Annotated in this window: 18 protein-coding genes and 4 pseudogenes; 11 read left to right on the plus strand and 11 right to left on the minus strand. The window is 35.9% G+C overall.

The window, feature by feature from the left end; genetic code table 11:
• Positions 1–719: 719 nt before the first annotated feature.
• Positions 720–1,571, plus strand: a complete 852-nt coding sequence (locus tag ARADI_RS15375) for a hypothetical protein (protein WP_238149546.1) — start codon at positions 720–722, stop codon at positions 1,569–1,571.
• 596 nt (positions 1,572–2,167) lie between these two features.
• Here ARADI_RS15375 and ARADI_RS15380 read toward each other — a convergent pair.
• The 4 genes and pseudogenes from ARADI_RS15380 to ARADI_RS15395 all read right to left on the minus strand — a co-directional run bounded on the left by ARADI_RS15380 (position 2,168) and on the right by ARADI_RS15395 (position 7,669).
• Positions 2,168–3,300: pseudogene (locus tag ARADI_RS15380) on the minus strand (BamA/TamA family outer membrane protein).
• Between the two features lie 512 nt (positions 3,301–3,812).
• Positions 3,813–4,097, minus strand: a complete 285-nt coding sequence (locus ARADI_RS21385) for an autotransporter outer membrane beta-barrel domain-containing protein (protein WP_119712591.1) — start codon at positions 4,095–4,097, stop codon at positions 3,813–3,815.
• A complete protein-coding gene (locus ARADI_RS15390) occupies positions 3,983–5,167 on the minus strand; it encodes an autotransporter outer membrane beta-barrel domain-containing protein (protein ID WP_182853308.1) in 1,185 nt (394 codons plus the stop codon). Before ARADI_RS15390 ends, ARADI_RS21385 begins: the two co-directional genes overlap by 115 nt.
• A 1,989-nt stretch (positions 5,168–7,156) precedes the next feature.
• The gene (locus ARADI_RS15395) at positions 7,157–7,669 is read right to left on the minus strand and encodes a Spy/CpxP family protein refolding chaperone (protein ID WP_119712594.1); all 513 of its coding nucleotides are present in this window, start codon (positions 7,667–7,669) and stop codon (positions 7,157–7,159) included.
• Between the two features lie 154 nt (positions 7,670–7,823).
• Here ARADI_RS15395 and cpxR point away from each other — a divergent pair, with 154 nt between their 5' ends.
• The 4 genes and pseudogenes from cpxR (at position 7,824) to ARADI_RS15415 (ending at position 11,627) form a co-directional block, all read left to right on the plus strand.
• Positions 7,824–8,519: an envelope stress response regulator transcription factor CpxR gene (cpxR, locus tag ARADI_RS15400; RefSeq protein WP_119712595.1), complete on the plus strand. Its 696-nt coding sequence runs from the start codon at positions 7,824–7,826 to the stop codon at positions 8,517–8,519.
• Positions 8,516–9,886 (plus strand): envelope stress sensor histidine kinase CpxA, encoded by a 1,371-nt coding sequence (gene cpxA, locus ARADI_RS15405; protein ID WP_119712596.1) that lies wholly within the window; start codon positions 8,516–8,518, stop codon positions 9,884–9,886. Before cpxR ends, cpxA begins: the two co-directional genes overlap by 4 nt.
• A gap of 198 nt (positions 9,887–10,084) precedes the next feature.
• A pseudogene (locus tag ARADI_RS15410) lies at positions 10,085–11,051 on the plus strand (NAD-dependent epimerase/dehydratase family protein).
• Between the two features lie 105 nt (positions 11,052–11,156).
• Positions 11,157–11,627 (plus strand): annotated as a pseudogene (locus tag ARADI_RS15415) (TrmH family RNA methyltransferase).
• 28 nt (positions 11,628–11,655) lie between these two features.
• Here the strand turns inward: ARADI_RS15415 and cysE are convergent.
• The 4 genes from cysE to ARADI_RS15435 all read right to left on the minus strand — a co-directional run bounded on the left by cysE (position 11,656) and on the right by ARADI_RS15435 (position 14,505).
• Complete coding sequence (gene cysE / locus ARADI_RS15420; protein WP_119712597.1) at positions 11,656–12,471, minus strand: serine O-acetyltransferase; 816 nt, start codon at positions 12,469–12,471, stop codon at positions 11,656–11,658.
• A 25-nt stretch (positions 12,472–12,496) separates the two neighbouring features.
• Positions 12,497–13,519 (minus strand): NAD(P)H-dependent glycerol-3-phosphate dehydrogenase, encoded by a 1,023-nt coding sequence (gene gpsA / locus ARADI_RS15425; RefSeq protein ID WP_119712598.1) that lies wholly within the window; start codon positions 13,517–13,519, stop codon positions 12,497–12,499.
• Positions 13,519–13,995, minus strand: a complete 477-nt coding sequence (secB, locus tag ARADI_RS15430; protein ID WP_119712599.1) for a protein-export chaperone SecB — start codon at positions 13,993–13,995, stop codon at positions 13,519–13,521. Before secB ends, gpsA begins: the two co-directional genes overlap by 1 nt.
• A gap of 72 nt (positions 13,996–14,067) precedes the next feature.
• Positions 14,068–14,505 (minus strand): rhodanese-like domain-containing protein, encoded by a 438-nt coding sequence (locus tag ARADI_RS15435; protein WP_119712600.1) that lies wholly within the window; start codon positions 14,503–14,505, stop codon positions 14,068–14,070.
• Positions 14,506–14,845: 340 nt separating this feature from the next.
• Between ARADI_RS15435 and envC the strand changes: the two are divergent.
• The 5 genes and pseudogenes from envC (at position 14,846) to rfaC (ending at position 20,366) form a co-directional block, all read left to right on the plus strand.
• Positions 14,846–16,117: pseudogene (gene envC / locus ARADI_RS15440) on the plus strand (murein hydrolase activator EnvC).
• 101 nt (positions 16,118–16,218) lie between these two features.
• Positions 16,219–17,097 carry a divergent polysaccharide deacetylase family protein gene (locus ARADI_RS15445; protein WP_238149551.1) on the plus strand — a complete coding sequence of 293 codons (879 nt, stop codon included), beginning with the start codon at positions 16,219–16,221 and terminating at the stop codon, positions 17,095–17,097.
• A gap of 295 nt (positions 17,098–17,392) precedes the next feature.
• On the plus strand, positions 17,393–18,331 hold the full coding sequence (gene rfaD / locus ARADI_RS15450) for an ADP-glyceromanno-heptose 6-epimerase (protein WP_119712601.1): 939 nt from the start codon (positions 17,393–17,395) through the stop codon (positions 18,329–18,331).
• A gap of 11 nt (positions 18,332–18,342) precedes the next feature.
• Complete coding sequence (gene rfaF / locus ARADI_RS15455) at positions 18,343–19,389, plus strand: ADP-heptose--LPS heptosyltransferase RfaF (protein ID WP_119712602.1); 1,047 nt, start codon at positions 18,343–18,345, stop codon at positions 19,387–19,389.
• Positions 19,390–19,391: 2 nt separating this feature from the next.
• On the plus strand, positions 19,392–20,366 hold the full coding sequence (rfaC, locus tag ARADI_RS15460) for a lipopolysaccharide heptosyltransferase RfaC (RefSeq protein ID WP_119712603.1): 975 nt from the start codon (positions 19,392–19,394) through the stop codon (positions 20,364–20,366).
• A gap of 154 nt (positions 20,367–20,520) precedes the next feature.
• On the opposite strand, the gene ARADI_RS15465 is transcribed toward rfaC, so the two are convergent.
• Together ARADI_RS15465 and waaA are read right to left on the minus strand one after the other, a co-directional pair.
• On the minus strand, positions 20,521–21,999 hold the full coding sequence (locus ARADI_RS15465) for an ArnT family glycosyltransferase (RefSeq protein ID WP_119712636.1): 1,479 nt from the start codon (positions 21,997–21,999) through the stop codon (positions 20,521–20,523).
• 190 nt (positions 22,000–22,189) lie between these two features.
• Positions 22,190–23,467 carry a lipid IV(A) 3-deoxy-D-manno-octulosonic acid transferase gene (gene waaA, locus ARADI_RS15470; RefSeq protein WP_119712604.1) on the minus strand — a complete coding sequence of 426 codons (1,278 nt, stop codon included), beginning with the start codon at positions 23,465–23,467 and terminating at the stop codon, positions 22,190–22,192.
• 325 nt (positions 23,468–23,792) lie between these two features.
• On the opposite strand from waaA, the gene coaD reads away from it, so the two are divergent.
• The gene (coaD, locus tag ARADI_RS15475; RefSeq protein WP_119712605.1) at positions 23,793–24,260 is read left to right on the plus strand and encodes a pantetheine-phosphate adenylyltransferase; all 468 of its coding nucleotides are present in this window, start codon (positions 23,793–23,795) and stop codon (positions 24,258–24,260) included.
• A gap of 19 nt (positions 24,261–24,279) precedes the next feature.
• Here coaD and mutM read toward each other — a convergent pair whose 3' ends face one another.
• Positions 24,280–25,089, minus strand: a complete 810-nt coding sequence (gene mutM / locus ARADI_RS15480; RefSeq protein WP_119712606.1) for a bifunctional DNA-formamidopyrimidine glycosylase/DNA-(apurinic or apyrimidinic site) lyase — start codon at positions 25,087–25,089, stop codon at positions 24,280–24,282.
• Positions 25,090–25,152: the final 63 nt, after the last annotated feature.

The following is a 25,152-nucleotide window of genomic DNA, read 5'->3' on the forward strand; positions in this document are numbered from 1 at the left end:
AGTAACGCTAATAATGAACCACTTAACTCTTTATTTACTATTACGCTAATTATGATAACAACACTTTTGATGTTAAGTGTACTAATTTTTAGTAATAGCTTAACAATTAGTAGTTTTGGTATTGTTTTATGTAGTGGGATTTTTGTTGCGTATATATTATCACCAATGGTGATGTTTAAATGTAAAGAAAAAAATCACTATAAAATTTAGGATTCAATTTTTTTGAATATTATTTTTTATTTATCATATTGTTATGTTCTTTATTTGGCCGCATTCAGAAACTATTGACACCATAAATTTTTAATTCCAACCTAATTTACTATTAACTAAAACCGCGATAATATTAAATTTTTGTTGATATAAATCTTTTTGCTAAGCAGATTTCGAATGCCATACAAGTTATTGCATCGTTTCAGGAATTAAATTCATTTTATTCTGTTGAGAAATGTTTTTATAGTATTGATACTTCGCGGTATAAATAAAAGATAAATATCGCGCATTACTTAGAAAGTATAATTATTTTATTACATTAGTGTTTATTAACCGCCATGAAGTAGCCATTAATTTATTTATTTCTAGAATGGAGCAAAATATAGCACTTATCGTTGTATACAGTGAAAGTTCTAAAAATTATTTAGAGTGGGATAATTGTTTGTTACAAGATATTAAATTACATGTTTTCATGAAATTTTAGGGGATAAATAATGAGATATAAACAAATGACCCGTCAGGAAGCTGTGAAAAGATGTTATGAGCTGACACCACAACTTCGTGAATATGATGAATTTATGTATTTAAGTGTTCGCTGGCTTCCTTATACTATGTTTTTTCACCAAAAGAATTATCGTTCAGCCGTGATTAATACTAATGAAATGGGCTTCCGAATGAGTAAATCATTTTCGGGTTGGGTTTCACCTGCTAATTTTCCAACCGATGAATTAGTTAACATTGTTATTGGTGGTTTGACTGCCATGGGAACAGGTGCTACTTTGGATGCATATACAATTTCTTCTATACTTTCTAAGTTGACTGGAGAAATATGGCTTAATTTTGGTGGTAGTGGATATAATTGTGTGCAAGAAGCAATTCTTTTTATGCTGAATCAGCATAGGTTTAAAAAAATAAAAAATATTATTATATTAAGTGGCCTTAGCACACTGACCTTTGAGGGGCTACCCGACGATTTTACCACAGAATATGGTAAATATTATTATTCTTACGGATTAGCTCATTATATGAATAAATATAATGAAGGTTTAGCGTATGGAATAAATTCTAATCCACCATGTAATAATAGTGCTGCAAAAAAATTTATCCCAAAGCTTGCTGAAAGATTAAATAATTGGCTTGATGATCTTGCACAAAATCCAATGGAAAAGGTATTTACTGATACATATATAGATATTAAGGAGCGTCTCAATCGAGCAGTTAAAATGACTGTTGAATCAGCAGTTCAGATAAAACAGTTAGCCAAAAGCATGATACCAAAGTGTATTATATCTTGCAGCCGCTCTCTCGATGGAGTAAAGAGCGGTTTCATAAAGATGAATAAGAGATGTTTTACACAATGAACGCTTGTGGGAATAAGTTTTGGCAATTATTTGATCATTTATGTGCCTTAGACTTACATAAAAAGTATTCTTCACAGCTTGAAGCGGGTTGTCAAAAAGATAATATACCATACTATGATATGAATTTTTTGATGAGACTATCACCTAAACTTCACGATAATATTTATATTGATCACCTGCATTTTAATAATTTAGGATATGGATAAATGGGGAGATTAATTTATGAAAAAATTCTTAATTAAATGATGAAAAATTTTAACAATATTTATGCTATTCACTTTTGAGATTGAAAATAGTTAATTAAGTCTATTTTATTTTAACAATTAATATGCTTATATAATTTTCACTGTTATTGTTTTTAGTGAAATATCATCTTTTTGTCGATCGAATTTATTTACCGATATATTGCGTTGCCTTGATGTAGATCTTTCGAGTGAACCAATAGTTAACTGAAAAATTGGTTATTATGTTAGTTCAAAATAGTTTGGCAATAAATAGATTTAAAAATTAATTCCATTAGTATTATTAGTTTCATTTCCTTCCACCTAATGGCTATTTTATTACTATAAATAACAAATTTTTGCTGCTCAAAATGCCTAACCTACTTGAAAATAAAAGCCGGTGCTATTGCGGCCAATACCAAAATCTAATCGAATATTCATTCTCGGTTTAAATTCGAATCGATAGCCTACGCCAATAGTCGGTAACCAATGATTATAGCCTAGTTTTGATGGTGAATCACTAAGTGTTCCTGCACCTATCCAACCAACGACACCATGGCGCCAATCCAACTTTCGACGATACTCTAATTGGGTAGTAAAAACGTTATTATCACGATAACGACCTTCATAATAACCTCTCATTTGATTTGTATTACCCAACAAAGAAAAATGATCCCAAGGAACTGAAACTGGCATAATTATCAACGGCTAAAACACTATTTTCTGATAGTGTGTAGTAGACAGAGTATTGTAATTGTGTGCTTTGAAAGCGATTGTCGCTAGCGAGCTCTGGCGAAAAATAGCTATAAATAACTTCAAGGGCTTGACCATGTCGGGCATTAGGTAAGAAATTACGTAAATCATAATTAAAGTGGGCACTGATCCCAAAACTACGTATAAGAACTACCACCAACTGATTTAGCAAAATAATTTTTGCCACGATTATTTAAATCACTAGCATTGAGTAATGAAAAATCCCAATCTAGCTCTATATAAGTGTTATCAATTATGTGATAAAGTACTCTTGGTTTGATAGAAAATTCTTGGGATTTATATTCCACTTTGTTGTAGTAATTTTTACCGGCAGAATAACCTTTTCCCCAATAATAGGTGGGAATATTATTTACAGTACCAGAAATAAATAAACGCCATTGTTCCGCAGATAAGAAATTATAATTATTAAAATTTAGCCCGAAAGCGCCAGTTGCTGAAGCAAATCCACTTAGACTCAATGATGAAGGTTGACTAATTTTATTATTTTTATCAATACGATATAAACCTACTAATGCGATACCAACGCCAGCCCTCATTTCTGGTGTATAAAAAGGACCTGGCAATAATCCCCAGTTGATAGTTTTAGTTTCATCAAAACGGTTTGCTCCCCCCAATTTTTCGAGCCCGCGATCTATATTTTTTTGTCGTTCGGGGAAAATATTGGCGTATGCCACCGTGGATACAATAAGTAAATTGATTAAAGTTAATCTTATGATGTTGCGATAAAAACTCATTAAAAATACAGCTCCCCTGGTAAATAAAAGTCATTACGGCTATTATTGGAGCCGATTGCATAAAATATATTACAATTAAGTACTAATCCTAGCCTTATACTTATCGCTGTAACTTGATTTATTTACTAGATTTTATACGATTTTGTAGTTGGTTTCTGAGCTTTTTATGTGGTATTTTTATATTGTGTCACTAAAGTTCAAAAAACATAATAATGACAATGGATATAGAGATTTTATCAAATTTAGGGTTAATTTGTACTTGTAAAAGTATACTTATAAATAAGTAATAAAGAATAATGTTTTAGATTATACTTGATGTTAAAAATTTGGTTATTACTATTGTAAAAAATAAATTTTTACTGACTAAATTAACTTTGTTTTTATTTTATAATTAAAGTGCATTTAAATATTTATTAGCAGATATTTTGTTATAAAGAGTATTTACTAGATTAAAATAAACTATTTTGTTTTTGTAAAATAATTTAAACATATTAATTAAATAATTAAAGGGATTAGAAAAGATATTTAACTCCTAATATAGCTTGTGTATCGCTATATTCTTTATTACTTAGCCGTTGAGAAAAATTTCCCCGTAGATTCAAATTATTATTGATTTTTGCTTCTATACCCAATTTCAATTCAAATATATGACGGCTACTATCAATCCTAATTGGTATAGTGTCTATACTAGCACCATATTTTTTACTGTTATGAAGCCAATTGGTTTCAATGAAAGGTTCAAATTTCCGATTTTTGTCTTTGTCTGTGATACTCTTTCCTTTAAGATAAACCAGAATACCAAGCCGAGTCTATCTATTTTGGTACCATTTTTATCTATGTGTGTTTTGGCTTTTACTCCCATCCAGGTTATTTGAGCTTGAGGTTGTATATGGAATTTATTCAATAAATTGTTTTGGGAAAGGTATTGGTAAATTTTAAATGTATAACCAGATTCAGCTGAAATGGTTGCACCGCGAGATTTATATTTTTCATTATGCTGAAAATCACCATGGATTTCATTATCAAACCAGTTATATAGTGCCCATGAATTTACATATAATCCAGTTTGATCTGGCTGATTTGAATACCAAGTGCCATATAATCCTGCACTATAACCAACTGTTCTACTTATTGAGCCACTGTCAATAATGTTTGAGACAGTATCACTGCGGTGATTGGCGTATCCTACTATTCCACCTAAATGATAGCGGTTACATTCATTTGCTGACCACCGTGCTAAATCACCACCAATTTGAATTACAGAACGATTTGCCTGACTTCTTAGTTGATCATCACCCATTCTGGCGTGGTTTCTTCCAATAACTCCACGTATCCACATAGAGGTAACTTTATGTTCCATTGTTAGCGCATCTGTATAACGTGTTTCACCCAGACGATCATGTAATGTCATATGAAATAGTATATTGGCGGCTTGAAGATTTTTGATATAGCTTCCAAATTTAGGTCGATAAATAGGGGTTGTTAACTCTATTTCATTTTCAGTTGGATTGAATTGATGTGGTGACTTTTCTCTTGTTTTGATTAAAACGTTTGTGAGGTACCAATTTTTATTTGAAGTGGTTTTTGTGTGCCCGCCTCTTTGTAAAGCATAATCATATGCTCCAGCTACAGTACGGTTGGCTAATTTAAATTCTCCTGATGAATTACCATTAACTTTTATTAATTCAATACCATTAACTGTCGATTCGCCTTTCCCATTAATATTATTAATTATTACTCTTGCTGTTCCTAAAGTATTACCTTTTATAATTAATTTATCTGTGGGTGATAAATCATTATTTAAGGTAGTATTCATAACAAATTTACCATTTTTTGATGTTAAATTTTTATCAATATCTAATGTCAAGAATTTTTTCTGTCGGAGGAGCGAAATTTACCTGGCTATTATCTGAATCTAAATTTGATATTTTAGAGACTTTGGTCAAATTCCATTGTGAATTATTATTCATTGTTATATTCGTTGTTGCTGTATTTTTTTTAATGCACCAGCAGAAACTTGAGTACCACATAGTTAATGTTAACTGTAGTTCTGAATTACCTTTTACATTTATAAGGTTTATATCTTGATTTGTATTTTCCTACTTAACATTTTTTAGAATAACATTACTTATATTACCTTCATTCTCCACCATGATATCAACAACTGCATTTTTTGCGTTAATAGTTGATTTGCTTATATTAATATAACTTGAACTATCTAAAGAAATTACATTTCCATTTTTATAACTTAACTTACTATTTTCAATAAAAATATTTGTTCCATGACCATGAATGATATTACTGTTGTTTCCTGTTGATATTATTTTTCCATTATTTATTTTTATATTATATTCTGCTTTCTGATTATAATTTTTTGTTCCTACAATTGTATTTTAATCATCACCAGATATTTTTATATCTACTTTATTAATAAAAATTCTGGATTCTTTACGTTCACTAGAGATGGCGGCAGGAGTCATCTTTATTTGATTTCATGGTAGCTAATCCACTAATATTTATAATTTATTTTTTCTTTGATTTTAATCCATTAGATTTTTCCAATTGAGTGTAATATTAATATTGTTAAAAGATATTTTATTTTCTTCTGGTTTATTAATATTATCTGCATGCACTGCTTTGATTCAGCGCCATTAATTATTATTTTGATATTTTTTGTTGATATTAAATTTACTCCTCTTTGAACGAAAATACCATCAGACTCATCCCCATTTACTTCAATTATTGAGTTGCCATTAAGATTAATACTTGTTTTTTCATTGCTAAGTGTATTAGATTAAATAACACTTGCTTTTTTGATTTTGATTTTATATTTGCATCATCATTTAAGTTAATAATAGCTCCTTCTTGATTAGCAACAATGGATGTTCCATTATTTGAATTGATACTTAAATTTCCGTTTATATCAATTTTACTATTTTTTGTTGATTCTAAAGTAGATTTATTTGAGACATTTTTTATAGAAACATTTCTATTGGATTTTAGAGTAAAGCCTTCATCTGTTTTTATTCCTCCTAATGATGTATTAGTGATTATATCAATATTATTTTCAATATTAGTATTAACTTTTTTATTATTATCGTTTTTATTAATTGTGATATAGCTTCTGCATTGGTATAATTATTTGATATATCAACTTTATTATAGGTTATGGTTATTTTGTTTGACTTTGAGATTCAATGGATTGATTGTTTTCTGTTGAATATATTTTTAATGAAAAGCCAGAGAATATAATGGCTGTTATAAAATTTATTTTTAATCGCATATGGAATTTATCCTAAAGACAGTGTCTTATTATTAAAACTATGTTTAACTAAACAATAAATTTACTTAACATAGTATATTGAAAATATTTTAACAATAAGGCATCTTTTTATTTTTTCAAGTTAACTTATTTATAATTAATTTATTGATTATGCTTTTTTATGAAAATCTTCATATAAACTATAAAAATAAAAAATTAATATATCATGCTAATGGTTAAATTAATAAAATATTAATTCAATTAATGATTATATTTTAAATGTTAACCTTTATTACTATATTTATTATTATAAATTTGAATGGATAAAATATATTATGATAAATTTACTCATAATGAAGATTGAATAATTATATTTGATAGTAAGAAGTCATTTTTCTTGGATTCTTACCAGAAGAATTTTGTTTAGTTTATAATTAACAATAGAATTTTTAATTATTAAATCTAAAAATTAGTTTTTTTAATATAGAAAAAAGCCCTCTATAAAGGAGGGCAACAAAGACAGGGATGGTGTCTATGACAAGGAAAAACTTCAATGATTACTTGCTACTTATTACTAGGCTTATTACGAAATATTTAATATCTTGCCCGTGATAGCTGTTTTTGATGTTGCTTCTCCAGTATCATTTTTTGCTCGTGCGTTAATAATTTGTAAAATTGGTTATATATGCGAGCTATTTCAACTTGTTGTTCAACAATGTCTTGTGCCAGTTTTTCTGCTGCTACGCGAAAAGCAACATCATCAAAAATATCTGCTGTCATCAAATTATGTAAAATTTCACGTTCTTGTCGCGAAACTCTATTTTTAAAGCTTTGTTGTCGTTGTGAAGCCATCAAGTCACGCATTTGCTGGCGTTGTCTTTCGCTTAATGTAATACCTTTCATTAAGGGGATAAATATATCATAGGGATTGCATAGTCTATCTCTTGTTATGTTACGCTTAGAAATATGGCTATCATATTTTACAGCCGGTATTTTTTCGGCAGATTGTGATGTTGCTATACTAACATCTGCTGCTTCCGCTAAAGCCGCTGTTGAGCCAACAATAAATAGCGATGATGTAAAAGTTATCATTGACCAGTGACGCATTAATAATTTACTCCCACCCTCTTTGAATAAAAATGTTAATATTGTACTAACTATATCCGTGTGGTTGAAAACTAGCGTCAGAGCGTGTAAAAGAACGTAAAGTCATGGCATCGCGGCGATTCTTGTCGTATTTTGCTCTTGGAGGATATGACTAATGCATAAAATCTTACTTGTTGATGATGACCGCGAACTGACTTCGCTGTTAAAAGAATTACTTGAAATGGAGGGTTTTAGTGTGATCATCGCCTATGATGGCGAGCAAGCATTAACGCTTCTCGATTCAACAATTGATCTATTGTTACTTGATATCATGATGCCCAAGAAAAATGGTATTGATACATTAAAAGAGATACGTAGACAATATCAAATTCCGGTGATTATGTTAACCGCTCGTGGCAGTGATTTGGATCGTGTTCTTGGTTTGGAATTAGGTGCAGATGATTATTTACCTAAACCATTTAATGATCGTGAATTAGTTGCACGTATACGAGCCTTACTGAGACGTTCAAATTGGAGTGAGCAAAGTCAGGATAACCTTAATTCGTCAATTTGTCAGGTAGATGGTTTACAGTTAAACCCAGGACGACAAGAAGCGAGTTTTAATGGCAAGGTGCTCGATCTTACTGGAACAGAATTCACTTTACTTTATTTATTAGCACAACATCTTGGTCAGGTTGTGTCTCGTGAACATCTTAGCCAAGAAGTTTTAGGGAAACGTTTAACCCCGTTCGATCGTGCTATTGACATGCATATCTCAAATTTGCGGCGTAAATTACCTGAGAGGACAGATAGATTGCCTTGGTTTAAAACCTTACGTGGACGAGGGTATTTGATGGTTTCAGCAACATGATAAATAGTTTGACAGCCAGGATATTTGCCATTTTTTGGTTTACACTGGCTTTAGTATTGATGTTGGTATTGATGGTACCAAAGCTTGATTCAAGGCAAATTACACCGCTGTTGGAAAGCGAGTACCGTCAAGGTCTTATGTTAGAACAGCACATAGAAGCTGAATTAGCTGGCGATCCAATTAATGATCTTATGTGGTGGCGCCGGCTTTCTAACGCTATTCAAAAGTGGGCTCCGCCAGATCAGCATCTTATCATGGTAACCAGTGAAGGACGGGTTATTGGCTCTATGCCTAATGAAATGCAGGTAATTCGTAATTTTATTGGGCAATCAGATAATGCAGCTCAGCCAAAAAAGAAAAAATATGGTCGAGTGGAAATGTTAGGGCCATTTTCTATTCGTGATGAGGAAGATCATTACCAACTTTATTTGGTTCGTCCAGCCAGTAGTCCACAATCTGATTTTATTAGCTTGCTTTTTGATAGGCCTTTTTTGTTGTTAGTTGCAACAATGCTAATTAGTGCCCCCTTATTATTATGGTTAGCATGGAGTTTAGCAAAACCTGCCAGAAAATTGAAAATGGCAGCAGATGATGTTGCTAATGGTAATTTACGTCAACACCCTGAATTGGAATCTGGCCCGCAGGAGTTTTTGGCGGTAGGAAACAGCTTTAATCAGATGATTAGTGCGCTAGAAGGAATGGTTAGTGCGCAACAACGGATGATTTCTGATATTTCCCATGAGTTACGCACTCCGTTAACGCGTCTTCAATTAGCGACAGCATTATTACGTCGCCGACATGGGGAGAGCAAAGAATTAGAACGGATTGAAACTGAAACATTGCGCCTTGATGGTATGATTAATGATTTGTTGGTACTGTCTCATAGCCAACATAAGAATGAAATATTGAGACAAAATATTAAAGTTACCGATCTTTGGAATGATATTTTGGACAATGCCACGTTTGAAGCTGAGCAGATGAATAAAACACTTAATGTAACGGCTTCTCCTGGTACTTGGACAATTTATTGTAACCATCCAGCATTGGGTAGCGCGTTAGAAAATATTGTTCGTAATGCCTTACGTTATTCCCATAATCGTATTGAAGTTGCATTTAAAGAAGAAAATCAAGGTATTTTGATCACGGTAGATGATGATGGCCCAGGCGTATCAAAGGAAGATCGGGAAAAAATCTTTCGACCATTTTATCGAACTGATGAAGCGCGAGATAGGCAATCAGGCGGCACAGGTTTAGGACTAGCTATTGTCGAAACAGCGGTTTTTCACCATAAAGGGTGGGTAAAAGCTTCTGATAGCCCATTAGGCGGACTAAGATTGCAATTATGGTTACCGCTTCATGGACGTTAATTGCTTTAACTAAAAAGTTTTGTCATCGCATTAATTGATGTTTTCAACGATATTGGCTTTATAACTACTTAGAATTATATTGATATGCTTAACAACTAGAAGTTATGTTTTTTATGAAAATTAGGCTTCTTATAGTAAAGACTACTACCAACCTTTATTTTGTCCAAAATATATAAAAGATTAAGAAAGTAGAAGGATATTTGTGCTAACAATCCTCGGTGTGGCTCCGGTTTTATTGGTACCCGTCTTGCTAATCAATTAAAAGCACAACAAATTGAGTTTAAAATCGTTGATATTAATAAAAGCCAAGCACATCCAGACAACTGGCTATTTGGTGATGTTACCAAAACAGAAACGCTAATTGGGCCATTAAAAGACGCTTCCATTATTATTAATCTGGCGGCACAACATCAGGATAATTTTCATCCTATCAGTCTTTATTATGAAGTTAATGTGGATGGTGCGAAAAATGTTTGTCAGGTTGCTGAGCAGTTAAATATTAAACAGATTATTTTTACTTCTTCAGTGGCGATTTATGGTTTTGTTGAGCAGGAAACTGCTGAAGATGGTAAATTTTAGCCTTTTAATGACTATGATAAATCGAAGTTGGCGGCGGAGCGTGTCTATGATGACTGGCATGCAAAAGATAGCCAACGGACATTAGTGACTATTCGCCCGACTGTGGTTTTCGGTGAGGCTAATCACGGTAATGTTTATAACCTATTTAGACAAATTGCTGCCGGGCAGTTTTTGATGATTGGTTTTGGTAATAATCAGAAATCGATGGCGTATGTGGAAAATATTGCTGCCTTTTTATATTTTGTTACTAAATTAAAAGCCGGCCGTCATATCTTTAATTATGTTGATAAACCAGATTTCACCATGGATCAGTTAACAGAAATTATTTGTCTGGCATTGCAAAAACAGAAATCCAATCTTCAAATTCCTTATTCGTTCGGCCTTTTGGCGGGTTATTGTTTTGATTTGCTTGCTAAAATAAAGGGTAAAAATTTTCCTATAAGCAGTATTCGAGTTAAAAAATTCTGTGCGCGCCCTCAATTTAAATCTAATGCCATCGCTGGAAACGAGCTTTGAACCGCCGGTAACCTTGGCTAAGGGGATAGAAAATACTGTTCAGTTTGAGTTTAAAAAATCATTAGATTAATAAAAAATTCTGTTTGCTTGATCGGTCGCAATTGAAATCGTTAACAGGGACAATGATTGTGTTAGAATACAGCACTTATTATTAAGGGCTGTATGTTAGTTAAACATCGTTTTATTTGAGCTGAAATTCCACCAAATACCGGCTGTCAGTTACATCTCATTGAACCATTGGGTTTTACCTGGGACAATAAATGGTTACGGCGGGTACAGTTGGATTATCATGAGTTTGCCAATATTAAAAGCGTCATCGTCATCATGATTATTTTGCTTTTCTAACTAGTATTGCTTTGTCCAAAGCGTATTGTCAGACTGCATCTGTTAACCGTTTGTTTGCTTTGACAACCAAAGGAACGCCAAGCCATAGTAGTGTGGCATATCGGCCGGGAGATTATTTAATGTTTGGGCCGGAGACACGCGGTTTACCTGCATATGTTCTTGATGGGCTACCAATCAGTCAAAAGATCCGTATCCCAATGTTAGCAGATAGCCGCAGTATAATTTGTCCAATTCCGTTGCAGTGGTGGTATTTGAAGCATGGCGCCAGTTGGATTACTCCGGTGCACTGTTGCGTGAGTAATTTTATTCACCACAGGTTGATGGCATGGTTAGATACCTTCACCAAAACCATGGATTGAGTTGCTAAAGTTTTGATCCATATCTAGTGAAGGTTTTTTACTGTTTGGTGTTCCCACTTTGTGCGCTGGTACTCCTGCCACGGTAGTATGAGGTGGTACAGGGTGTAGCACTACTGAACCCGAGCCAATTTTAGCGCCCTTGCCAATTTCTATATTGCCTAAAATTTTTGCTCCCGCCCCGATCATCACCCCTTCACGAACTTTAGGGTGACGATCTTCACCTGTTTTGCCGGTTCTACCAAGGGTGACTGATTGCAATATCGAAACGTCATTTTCAACTACCGCGGTTTCGCCTATAACGATACCTGTTGCATGATCAAGCATAATACCGTAGCCAATACTAGCCGCGGGATGAATATCAACCCCAAAAGAGACAGATATTTGGTTTTGCAGATAAGTTGCTAATGTCGTGCGATCCACTTTCCATAACCAGTGGCCGATATGATAAGCCTGTAAAGCATGAAAGTCCTTTAGATATAATAACTGGATTGAATATTTGTCGACTACCGGATCACGTTGCACGATGGTTTTTAGATCACGAGCGGCATAAGCTATCATTTGTTTATCGTTTTTATAAGCATCTTGAATAATCTCTCGAATGGCAATCGCTGGCATAATCGGGGTAGCTAAATTGTTTGCCAGGATATAACTGAACGCATTACCAAGATTATCATGCTTAAGTAATGTCGCATGAAAAAAGCTGGTTAATATTGATTCACAATTGGCTAAAATTTCACCCTCTTGCTTTATTATCGTCCAAATTTCCTCAAGTTGCTGTCGAGACATATTCACACTCTACTATTTTTAATGATCAAGAAGCATGTGTATCATTAGTTTCGTCTTTGGTTGCGCGGCTAAGCAATGTATTTGCCGCTTCGAGTACATTTTTATTACCGTACAGAACCTGATAGATTTGCTCGGTAATTGGCATTTCTACACCAACACGTTGCGCTAATGCACGGACTTCTTTGGTATTTAAGTAACCTTCAACCACCTGACCAATCTGCTTTTCAGCTTCTTTAGTCTGCATGCCTTGGCCGAGCAACATGCCAAAGCGACGATTACGTGATTGATTGTCGGTACATGTCAAAACCAAATCACCTAAGCCAGCCATTCCCATAAATGTAGAGGGTTGAGCAACCATAGCGATGCCTAAGCGGCTGATTTCAGCTAATCCTCGGGTGATCAACGCTGTGCGAGCATTGGCGCCAAATCCCATACCATCGGACATGCCTGCACCAATCGCAATGACATTTTTGACCGCACCACCTAACTGCACACCGATCATATCTGGATTTTTATAAACTCGAAAACTCTTACCGCAATGGAAAAGTTGCTGTAGCTCTTCACTAAATTCTACATTAGAAGCGGCTACCACAATAGCTGTCGGTAAGCCGGTAGCCAGTTCTTTGGCAAAAGTTGGGCCGGAAAGAACAGCTAGCTGAATTTTATTTCCGAGCGTTTCGCGGGCAACGTCTTGTAACAGGCGTCCAGTCCCGTGTTCGAGCCCTTTTGTTGCCCAAATAATGCGTGAGTGTTGCGTTAAGTAAGGTTGGATATTTTGCAAAACTTGATTAAATGCATGGCTTGGAACGACGATCAATATATTGTGGCTTGCAGTTATTGCCGTCTTCAGGGAAACTTCAGGTAACAAATTGTCTGGGAATGGAACGTCGGGTAGAAATGCTTGGTTACAGCGCTCTTGCTGTAATTTTTTAATGTGCTGAGGATTATGTCCCCAAAGCAAAACGCGGTGGCCATTACGGGCAAGTGTAATGGCTAATGCGGTGCCATAAGAGCCGGCACCGATAACTGTCATCGAAACAGTGTTCATTAAGCTTCCTGATGATCTGCCGAATTTTTAGTTTGGGCAGTATGCTGTTGTTGTAGATAGTTCATAAACAATGCATCAAAGTTAACAGGCGCTAAGTTTAGTTGAGGAAAAGTTCCACGGCTAACTAAATTGGTAATACATTCACGCGCATAGGGAAATAAAATATTTGGGCAATAAGCGCCTAAACAATGAGCCATTTGGCTTTCTTCGATACCATCAATAGAGAAAATGCCAGCTTGTTGCACTTCGCACAGGAAAGCGGTTTCTTCAGCGACGCTGGCGGTGACCGTGACCCGTAAGATAACTTCATAAACATGTTCAGCTAATTCACTAGGCGAGGTGTCTAAATCTAATTTGACTTCTGGTTGACACTCTTGCTGAAAAATATTGGGGGCACTTGGTGTTTCAAATGAGATATCTTTAGTATAAATTCGTTGGATCTGAAATACTATCTCTTCATGACTTTGTTCTGACATAATGTTAATTACCTTTTAAATTTCCTTATGATATTGAATTGTATAAACATAATTTCTGATGTGTCCGATGAATTACTTTTTGCCGCGGGCTAGAGGTAAATTTTCGCTAGACCAGCCGGTAATTCCTTCTTTTAGAATAAAGACACGTTCAAAACCATATTGCACCAGTTGTTCAGCTGGTTTAGATGCTTCCATGCCATTTGCTGAGACAACAATAATGGGTTTTTGCTTATGTTTTTCCAATTCTACGATATTATTGTCTTTAATTTCTGATGGAGTCAGGTTAATTGAATCAATAATGTGTCCTTTACGAAAATCGTCACGGGAACGTAAATCAATACTGATCGCTTCTTCTTTATTAATTAATTGTATCGCTTGGGCACGGGTGATATTTTTTGTTTTAGCCAACAAACCCTTAAAGGTTAAGATAATTACAGCAATCAACAAAGCGATCCAAGCCAGACTGAGTATTGGATGTCGGCTAATAAATTGCATGATTTCTTGCATCATGGGGGGTAATTACTCCCGTAGTTAGTAATAGATAGATCTAGGTTGCAAAGTATACCTTTGTCGCTGCGCAATTACAGCCAATTTGCAAAAATGACTAGGTTTTTTTGCAAATTAGTGTCCATACCGGCGATATTTGTCTACGATATCAGTTAATTGATACCACTTAAAAAGTAGCTGAATGAAAGTAATATTAATAATAACCTATGGTTATTTTATAATTTATTGTATAAATGAAGAAATTAAGTTTTTTCAGTATTATCCTAAAAGAAGCAGAAATGTTTACTAATTATATTAATTGTCAATAATTTTAAGTGATATTGTTTCAGGATGCTGAACTAAAATGAACAATACCAGCCGATATGGTTTAATCCTAATCCTTTTGGCTCTACTAAAGAGAGTAGTGGTTAAGCCGTTATTCTTTGTCTCGCTATTTCTTATCTGGCCATTGATTACCACTGCCAATCTCATCAGTGACAATAAAGTAAAACTGCAAGATCTGTTATCAAATATTGCAGAAAAAGAGAAAAATGTTAAACAGCAGCAAGCTGAAAGAAATCATTTAGTTGAAAAATTGAAAAATCAGGAAAAAAATATTGCTGCTGCTGAACGAGCATTACATGAAACACGTAAAAAACTTTCGCAGTTAACAAAAGAACTGACGCAATTAAATGAAAATATTAGCCGTTTACAACAGCAAAAACAGCTCCATGAAACATTATTAGCTAAGCAGCTCGATGCAGCGTTTCGATTAGGCCAGCAAAAAGGGATTGAATTGTTATTTAAATGTGAACAAGGACAACGAGAAGAGCGTATTTTAGCCTATTATAGCTACTTAAATGCAGCCAGAGAGCAAACGATTATTAAATTGCAGCAAACAACGACCTTACTCGCTGAGCAGAAACAACAGAAGCAGCAAACGCAATTGGCACAGAAAAAAAACTTAGCTAAACAAGATCAAGAAAAGAAAACGCTAGATTCGGCGCAGGATGCTAGAAAGAAAACGCTGTTATCGTTGGAATCGACTTTAAAAGCGGAGCAAAAAAGTTTGGCGGTGATGAAACGTAGCGAAACACTGTTGCGTAGTAAAATTGCCAGAGCTGAACGAGAGGCAAAAGCTAGAGCGGAAAGGTAAGCGAAAGAGGCGGCACGTATACGAGCAAAACAACGGCAGGCACAGCAAAAAGGAACCACTTATCGTCCAACTGAAGATGAGCGGGCTCTGATGGCGCGTACTGGCGGTTTAGGCCGTCCTGTTGGTCAGGCTCTGTGGCCGGTGCATGGCCAGATCCTTCATCGCTATGGGGACAGTATTTCCGATGAATTACGCTGGAAGGGTATGGTGATCAATACCTCTGAAGGAACAGAGGTTAAAGCCATTTCTGCCGGCCGTGTTTTACTGGCTGATTGGCTACAAGGCTATGGTTTGGTGGTGGTTATTGATCATGGTCAGGGAGATATGAGTTTATATGGTTATAACCAGAGTGGATTAGTGAATGTTGTTCGACAGGTTCGTTCGGGTCAGCCTGTTGCGTTAGTGGGTAGTAGTGGTGGACAGCAACGTTCCTCACTCTATTTTGAGATCCGTCGTCAAGGTAAAACCGTTAATCCATAGCCTTGGTTAGGGAGATAACAGTGCAAAAGCGGATTGTTTTAATAATCATGCTTCTACTGTTACTTGTAAGCGGATAAGTTAATGCAGGCAAATTGGCCATTGTGATTGATGATATCGGTTATCGTAAAACAGAAGACAATCAGGTATTAGCTTTGCCGGTGGCACTTTCTATTGCCATTTTACCAGACTCCCCTTATGGCAGAGAAATGGCCGAAAAAGCTTATCAACAAAGGCGAGAAATTTTAATTCACATGCCGATGAAGCCGATTAGCCATCAACCACTGGAAAAAAATACCTTAACGCCTGAGATGAGTGCCAGTGAAATAGAGCAGCATATCGTTGCTGCGATTAAGAGAGTACCTCACGCCAAAGGTATGAATAATTATATGGGCAGTGCGATGACGGCTAATTTAGCGGCTATGATAAATGTTATGCGCGTGCTTTCGCATTATGATCTCTATTTTCTCGGTAGTGTGACTATAGCAAACACTAAGGTCAATGAAGCAGTTAAAGTTTTTATGTTGCCAACCTTACGTCGTAACGTTTTTTTAGATGATATAAAAGCAGAAGTACAAATTCGTAAACAGTTTGCCTTTGCCATTTCATTTACCCGTAAGTATGGTAGCAGTATTGTTATTGGCCACCCTTATCCTGCTACCATTGATGTGTTACAACAAACATTATTTGAGTTACGTGATGATATTGAACTAGTGACGGTTAGTACTCTACTTAACAATAACATAAAAGATAAATTGGCCAGTCAAACGGTTAGACAAAATCCAGAGAAAGTTCCGGTGCGACCCTTGGCATTGCCGAAAGTTGTCAGCGGTTACTGCGAAATATCACCAGTCACAAAAGCATTATCGGGTATTGATTCAATGATATATTTTGTCGATGCGATGTATCATGATCCTCACTTAAAAAAACTATTCACTGAACAGAGAAAGCCACTATTTGGCAAAAATGTTTCATCACCCTAATAAAATGATAGCTGACGAGAATGACACATTATTTTGTTCGCGTGAAAAAATTCGTCATAATATTTTTTCTATATCTTTAATAAATTAAGTGAAAATTGTGCTGACGCGTTCTGCTGTAATTTATTTTAATAGAGTAGTTAATTGACCAACTTATTGAGGAGTGCAACCGTTTTGTTGCTTCTGGTTAGTTATTCTATTTGGATAAATCAGATGAGTTACTGTGGTTAACGTGGGATAAATGTTATTATCACCTAATATAAGCAACGATTAGATCGATTGAGTAGAGGTAAATCCAATGATCATAGTCACGGGTGGGGCTGGTTTTATTGGCAGCAATATTGTTAAAGCACTGAATGATATAGGGCGTAGCGACATTCTGGTGGTCGATAATCTTAAAAATGGCGCTAAATTTGTTAATTTAGTCGATTTAGATATTATAGATTATATCGACAAAGAAGATTTTATTGCCAGTATAATGGCTGGTGATAATATTGGGGAAGTTGACGCAGTTTTTCATGAAGGCGCTTGTTCATCAACCAATGAGTGGAATGGTCAGTATATGATGAATAATAACTATGAATATTCGAAAGAGTTACTTCATTACTGTATTGAACGAGATATTGCGTTTTTGTATGCTTCCTCGGCTGCAACTTATGGTGTGCGCAGTGATCATTTTATTGAAGAGCGGCAATATGAAAAACCATTAAATATATATGGTTATTCCAAGTTTTTATTTGATCAATATGTTCGTGGGCTTTTACCACAAATTACTTCACAAGTCTGTGGCTTCCGTTATTTTAATGTTTATGGTCCGCGTGAGGGGCATAAGGGGAGTATGGCCAGCGTCGCTTTCCATTTAAATTGCCAAATCAATCAAGGGCAAAGGCCAAAACTTTTTGCCGGTAGTGAAAAATTCAAACGTGATTTTATTCATGTGAGTGATGTTGCTGTGGTTAATTTATGGTGTTGGCAAAATAAAATCGCCGGCATATTTAACTGCGGTACCGGTAAGGCTGATTCTTTTCAGGCAGTAGCTGATGCGGTAATCGCTTTTCATCAGGGAAAAAAACTGGCAGTGGAATATATTGCCTTTCCTGATAAATTGAAAGGTTGTTATCAGGCATTTACCGAAGCAGATCTTACCAAATTAGGTGCTGCGGGTTACGATAAACCGTTCAAAACTGTGGCGGAAGGGGTTGCTGACTATATGCAATGGTTAAATTGCAATGATTAAATGGAAATAGTATGAAGATACTGGTAGTTGGTCCTTCATGGATGGGCGATATGATGATGTCGCAGAGTCTTTACCGTACTTTGAAGACCCTACACCCAGACGCAAAAATTGATGTTATGGCACCTGATTGGTGTCGGCCACTATTAAACAAAATGCCTGAAGTCAGGCAGGCCATATCGATGCCTTTGGGGCATGGTCGTTTAGCTATCAGTGTACGTCGTCAGCTTAGTATTCATTTACGTACTCAGCGTTATGATCAAGCCTATATTTTACCCAACTCTTTTAAATCTGCGCTGGTGCCTTTTTTTGCCCAAATACCAATACGGACGGGATGGCGGGGTGAGATGCGTTATTGGTTGCTAAATGATATTCGCCTATTAGATAAAGCCGCTTTTCCACAAATGGTCCAGCGTTATGTGGCTTTAGCTTATCAAAAAGGCACTGTTAACAACGCCGATGAGATCCCCAAGCCTATTTTATGGCCGCAACTTTCGGTGACAGAAACAGAGATTGTCCAGAGTAAACGTATTTTTCATATTCCAGAACAGTTACCGATTACCGGTTTTTGTCCAGGTGCAGAATTTGGTCCAGCTAAACGCTGGCCAGCTTATCATTATGCTGAGTTGGCGCAATTATTAGTTGCTGCTCATGGTTATCAAATTTTAATCTTTGGCTCGCAAAAAGATAGTCGTATCGGTGAAGATATTCGACAGTCACTTTCTGCAGATTGCCGGCAGCATTGTTTTAATCTGGCAGGTAAAACAACCCTGGAGCAGGCAGTTAATCTACTGGCATCTTGTCGAGCTGCGGTGACCAATGATTCCGGGTTAATGCATATTGCGGCAGCATTAAATCGGCCTTTGGTAGCACTTTATGGGCCAAGTAGTCCTGATTTTACGCCACCATTGTCAAATCGAGTAGAAATTATCCGTTTAATAACCGGTTATCATAAGGTGAGGAAAGGCAGCGCAGAAAGTGGCTATCATCAAAGTTTGATTGATATAAAACCCGAATGCGTGTGCACCGCATTAACTCAGTTATTGGCGGAGAGCCAATAGCCATGAACGTGTTGATTGTTAAAACCTCATCGATGGGTGATGTATTGCATACTTTACCTGCACTGACTGATGCAGTTATGCACTATCCTGATATTCAGTTTGATTGGGTTGTTGAAGAAAATTTTGTCGAAATTCCACACTGGCATCATGCTGTTAAGCGAGTTATTCCGGTAGCTATTCGACGCTGGCGAAAAAACTGGTTGGCAAAATCTGTCAGGCAGCAAAGAGCCGTTTTTCGTGCCCAATTGCAACAGCAAGAACATGATGCTGTGATTGATGCACAAGGATTATTGAAAAGTGCTTTTCTGATCACACGGTTAGCTAGTGGTGTAAGTCATGGTTATGATTGGAAAAGTGCTCGCGAGCCTATAGCAAGCCTATTTTATGATTGTCGCTATAGTGTCGATAAACAACTGCATGTGGTTGAACGTATCCGACAATTATTTGCCGATAGTTTACATTATAGTAAACCGACTATTGTCGGTGATTATGGTATTGCGGCCTATTTTTCGCCACCGGCTTTGGCAAAAGAAAACGATCCTTATATTATTTTTTTCCATGCCACCACACGTGATGAGAAACATTGGCCTGAGTCCCATTGGCGACAATTGATCACCGCTGTAGCAGCTAAAGGCTTAACAGTTAAATTACCATGGGGAACCAATCTGGAACATCAGCGTGCCCTGAGGCTGGCCGCTGGTTTTAAGCATGTTGAGGTATTGCCTAAGCTGTCATTAGACAAATTAGCTCAACAAATTGTCGCAGCCAAAGCGGTTGTCTCTGTTGATACAGGATTAAGCCATTTAACCGCTGCCCTGAGCAAACCGAATATTACCCTCTATGGCCCTACCGATCCGCGATTAATTGGCTGTTATGGTGAAGCACAACAAGCAATTGTTTCAGCCGATGGCAATATGGCGACAATTAAACCGGATGAAATCTACCAGCGATTAGTTTTAAAAATAGACAATAAATAGTGAAAATTTTTATCTATCTATTTGTTGACAGATAAGGCACAACCCAGCAAGGCAATTACTCAGTTAAACTTAATTTAGCTTTAGTAAAACTGTCAGGTTGATAAAATATAGGTAGCAATTTTGTGACAATAAAAATTTTCTTCCTATTTTATTGTCACTCTATTTTTTTAATGATCATTTTTTCTGGTGCAATAAATCCCAAACACATTGATTGCTGATCAGCGTTTGGTTCTGATTGGTAAATAATGGCCTCTTTTTTAATAGTAAATTGTGGCCAATGTTTTGACATCCGAGTAAAATTTTCTTGGCTGCAATCTTTACCTTTTCGTCCTAATAATAAAGCACCATGTTTTTTAATTGTTTCTGCCGTAATATCGCGATAATAAACATTCGGTGGCTGATCTTCACTGTTATCCCAAGGCTGGATAGTGTGCGGTCTATCAGAAGCATAGATAATAAACCATTGATAAAGGTTATCTTCGCCACCAACATATTTTAATGGTTGACCATACTTTTGCCGCCAGCGCTGTTGTCCTTCTGCTGTGAGTGCTTTAATACCGATTATTTTCTGGCCAGCGTCACGGATATTATAATTTAATACTAGGCAGTAACCTAAAAAGATCAGGCCGCCAATGATAATTAAACCAAAAAATGTTTTTCGTAGTGATTTTTTGGGCGAAATGGAGATAGAGCCAATAAACAATGGCGCAGCAATCATCATAAATGGTTGTAACCATTCGGTCATCCTCCCTCCATCATGAAACAAAAACCAACCGAAAATTACGGCCAAGGGAAGGAGTAAAATAAAATTAACTAATTGATTGGGTTGTTCTTTAGGCCAACCTATTTTACCACCTAATAGATAGAGAATAATGGTAGCAATAACTAACGGGTAGAAAACAGATAATGTTGAGCTGACAACATGCAGGTTAAAGCCTTGTTCGATCTGTGAATCAACCCATTTAAAGGCAGAAAAGTCATTTTCTAATAGCCAGAACAAATTAGGCAAGATCAATGCAAACCAAAGTGCAATTGCAATATAAAAAAGAGGTTGCTGATAACTTTTGCGCACCTTAGGCACGAAAAGGGTTAATAAAAAAACCGTGCCAACCAGGGCTAATGTTGAATACTTGCCCATGGTGGCCAAGCCAGATACTAGTGCAAAGGCAAGCCACCATTTAGGATGATCATAAACAGCACGCAGGAAGAAGAGCAGCACACAGGGCCATAGAGTGACCAAAATATAGTTATCATTATAAGGAATGATATCAAAATTAATGATGCCTGATAAATTTAGTATCAATAATGCAAACCAAGCCAATTCAGTTTTGTGACTGAGGCGGTAAGCCAGCTGCCATACCCCTATCATACCAATGGCTATACCAACAAAGTGAATAAAATACCAATAAAAACTGTAGGGGAGATTTAAGTAGATGGCGGGCCACATAACGGCACCAATAAACCAAGGGTTTTTGGGGGAGCCCCATTCACTATTCATTCCCCAATTAATTGCTTCAACAGCATCGTAAGGTACGGCTGGATCTAAAAAATAACTTCCACAAATCCATAAAATTGCATAAATCGACACCCACAGATAGAGCAATATTTTTGAATTTGAGCTAGATAATGGCATATTATGTTTCATAGTTAGTTATAAAATTGGTGGGTAAGGATCCCATTTATTTGAATTAAACGAGTAACACTATAATGAAGAAAAGACAAAATATGTAGTATTTGTTAAGTTATATTGTTTAGTGAATTATCATAAGTGCTATTTCGTTATGGGTTTTAGCGATATTCAATATATTAAATTATATTCGTATTTAATGGGTTACTGGTGGTAGGTAGGGTTCCAGTAGCTTTAGTAATTTTTGCAATGCCCCTTGATTCTCATGTAAAACTTCTGCTGCTTGACGACCATGGTATAGACGATAATCTTCATCTTTAAGCAAATGGGAAACAGTAACAGTTAAGGATTTACTATCATTAACCGTAATAAGACCATCGACTTGTTTTAGTTTGGTACAAATATCTTTGAAATTGAAAGTATAAGGCCCCATTAAAACAGGCAGGGCATGTGCGGCTGCTTCTAAAGGATTATGCCCGCCTTTTTCGACTAAGCTACCGCCGACAAAGGCCAGATCAGCAATACCATAGAGTAGCATCAGTTCACCCATGGTATCGCCAATAATAACTTGAGTATCCGTATTAGGAACGCGATTTTCACTACGGCAAATATAGCGTAGTTTAGCTTTTTGGGTTAACGCTTTTGCTTGTGCAAAGCGCTCCGGGTGGCGAGGAACAAGAATCAGCAATAAGTCGGGAAATTGTTTTAATAGTTTAGTATGAGCCTGTAAAATAATTGACTCTTCTCCTTCATGGGTGCTGGTAGCAATCCAAACCGGGCGGTGCGGAGCCCATTGTCGACGTAATGTTATGGCTTTTACGGCCAATTCAGGTGTGACAGAAATATCAAACTTTAGACTACCTGTAACATTCAATTTTTTTCTTGCTAAACCCAGTTTAATAAAACGTTCGCCATCTTCTTGGTTTTGTGCTGCGATTAAGGTGATTTTTTGCAATAACTTTTTGATAAAATAACCCAATTTTTGATAACGTGCTGCTGATCTTTCAGACAGACGGGCGTTAGCAATAACTAATGGGATTTTACGTTGTCTTAATTGAATAATAAGATTTGGCCAAAGTTCTGTTTCCATAATAATGGTTAATTTAGGATCCGCATGATTTAGGAAACGGCGTACAGATCCTGCCAAATCGTAGGGTAAATAGACATGTTGAACATCATCACCAAATGCAGATAAAACACGCTCAGAACCAGTTGGGGTCATGGTAGTAACGGTAATTGGTAGTGTTGGATAGTGATGGCGCAATGCTCTAACTAATGGAACCGCGGCTAAGGTTTCGCCAACTGAAACAGAATGTAATAATATACCGCCGGGAATTACCTTACCATTACAAAAACCATATCGTTCACTCCAACGTTTGCGATAAGCCGGAGATTTGTGACTACGCCATAATAAACGTAACCAAATAATAGGTTGAATAAGGTAAATAAGTATTTGATATAGACGTAGTAACATTCTATCACATTGATTGATTGAGATTAGCACCATAGTAGCATATTGCACATAAAAAAGTGCAATGAATATCTATTTAAATAGCGTTTTTATTCATCATAAAGATAAAATTTTTTAATATTTTGTCCGCTAATTAAAATTAAACTAGTGATTAACTAAAAATATGATAGTAATTATCATTTATTATCAAAAGATAATAAATTGTAGCTATTCTTATCAATGATAGAGATTTATTTTGTCAACATAATTGTTCAATATGTTTAAACAATAAGATAATATGTGCTCAGTTGTTTGTTATTAGTGAAAATAATTTTATGAAAAAAAAGCAATTTACCCTGGTACTTTTGATCCTATAACTTACGGTCACTTGGATATTATAGAGCGCGCTGCCTTAATATTTGAACAGCTAATATTGGCTATTGCTGATAGTTCGCGTAAAAATCCGATGTTTACCCTCGATGAACGTATTTTGTTTGCTAAAGAACAGACAAAACATTTAACTAACGTTGAAGTAATCGGCTTTTGTGGGCTCACGGTAAATTTTGCACAAAAACACCAGGCTAATATTTTGATCAGAGGTGTGCGAACCGTATCAGATTTTGAATATGAATGTCAGTTGGCTAATATGAATAGTCATCTAATGGCTGATCTAGAAACCATTTTTTTATTACCTTCTCCGAAGTTGTCGTTTGTTTCTTCTTCTTTGATTAAAGATGTTGCCCGCCATGGCGGTGATATTTCATCTTTTATACCAGAACCAATAGCTAAAGTAATGTTGCAAAAAATTAAACAATAAAAAAGAGTTATACTTAAGTTTATTTTTGGCAACTATGACAGAAAAAAGTACTGCGTTGCCCTAGTTTTATTGATTCAATCAGTTGACCGCAATGGGTACAAGCTTGATCTTTTTTACCATAAATAAAGAGTTGTTGAGCAAAATAACCCGGTTTTCCATTTGACTGTAAAAAATCTTTCAATGTTGTTCCACCCTGTTCTATTGAACGTTGCAGAACTTGTTTAATTTGAATAACTAAATTGCTGATCTCTTTTTTTGTTAATGAATGTGCAGCTCTGGTTGGCAGAATTTTAGCGGCAAATAGTGCTTCATTAGCATAAATATTTCCTACACCGACGACGACTTTATTATCCATTAACCAAGGTTTTATGGAGGTTTTTTTATTTTTTGCTCGTTGATAAAGATAATTGGCGTTAAAATCGATAGAAAGCGGTTCTGGCCCTAGATGGGAAAGTACAGAGCAATTAGCCAGGTCATTAGCCCATAACCAGGCACCAAAACGTCTGGTATCGGTATAACGCAATATTTTGCCATCGGCTAGAATCAAGTCGATATGATCGTGTTTTTCGGCTAATTGCTGCTTGGTTAAGATGCGTATACTACCTGACATACCCAAGTGAATGATTATCCAACCATGCTGGAGCTGAATGAGTAAATACTTAGCGCGCCGTTTAACACTGAACACTGATTCATTGGCGATATGTACAATTTCTGTCGCTACCGGCCAGCGTAATTTGCTATTGCGTACTATGCTATATTGTATTTTATTACCAACCAAGTAGGGTTCAATTCCACGTCGGCTGGTTTCAACTTCAGGTAGTTCTGGCATAGATCCCTTAATTATGTAACTAGTCGTTAATGTTAATATATACTACTGTATCTTGTGTTAGTT

This window comes from Arsenophonus endosymbiont of Aleurodicus floccissimus, assembly GCF_900343025.1.
In the GTDB taxonomy this organism is placed as follows: Bacteria; Pseudomonadota; Gammaproteobacteria; order Enterobacterales; family Enterobacteriaceae; genus Arsenophonus.

Bases quoted from the DNA above. Each gene is read 5' to 3' on its own strand.
- ARADI_RS15375 (WP_238149546.1), top strand. From the start codon at position 720: ATGACCCGTCAGGAAGCTGTGAAAAGATGTTATGAGCTGACACCACAA.
- ARADI_RS15395 (WP_119712594.1), bottom strand. From the start codon at position 7,669: ATGCGTCACTGGTCAATGATAACTTTTACATCATCGCTATTTATTGTT.
- cpxR (WP_119712595.1), top strand. From the start codon at position 7,824: ATGCATAAAATCTTACTTGTTGATGATGACCGCGAACTGACTTCGCTG.
- cpxA (WP_119712596.1), top strand. From the start codon at position 8,516: ATGATAAATAGTTTGACAGCCAGGATATTTGCCATTTTTTGGTTTACA.
- cysE (WP_119712597.1), bottom strand. From the start codon at position 12,471: ATGTCTCGACAGCAACTTGAGGAAATTTGGACGATAATAAAGCAAGAG.
- gpsA (WP_119712598.1), bottom strand. From the start codon at position 13,519: ATGAACACTGTTTCGATGACAGTTATCGGTGCCGGCTCTTATGGCACC.
- secB (WP_119712599.1), bottom strand. From the start codon at position 13,995: ATGTCAGAACAAAGTCATGAAGAGATAGTATTTCAGATCCAACGAATT.
- ARADI_RS15435 (WP_119712600.1), bottom strand. From the start codon at position 14,505: ATGATGCAAGAAATCATGCAATTTATTAGCCGACATCCAATACTCAGT.
- rfaD (WP_119712601.1), top strand. From the start codon at position 17,393: ATGATCATAGTCACGGGTGGGGCTGGTTTTATTGGCAGCAATATTGTT.
- rfaF (WP_119712602.1), top strand. From the start codon at position 18,343: ATGAAGATACTGGTAGTTGGTCCTTCATGGATGGGCGATATGATGATG.
- rfaC (WP_119712603.1), top strand. From the start codon at position 19,392: ATGAACGTGTTGATTGTTAAAACCTCATCGATGGGTGATGTATTGCAT.
- ARADI_RS15465 (WP_119712636.1), bottom strand. From the start codon at position 21,999: ATGCCATTATCTAGCTCAAATTCAAAAATATTGCTCTATCTGTGGGTG.
- waaA (WP_119712604.1), bottom strand. From the start codon at position 23,467: ATGTTACTACGTCTATATCAAATACTTATTTACCTTATTCAACCTATT.
- mutM (WP_119712606.1), bottom strand. From the start codon at position 25,089: ATGCCAGAACTACCTGAAGTTGAAACCAGCCGACGTGGAATTGAACCC.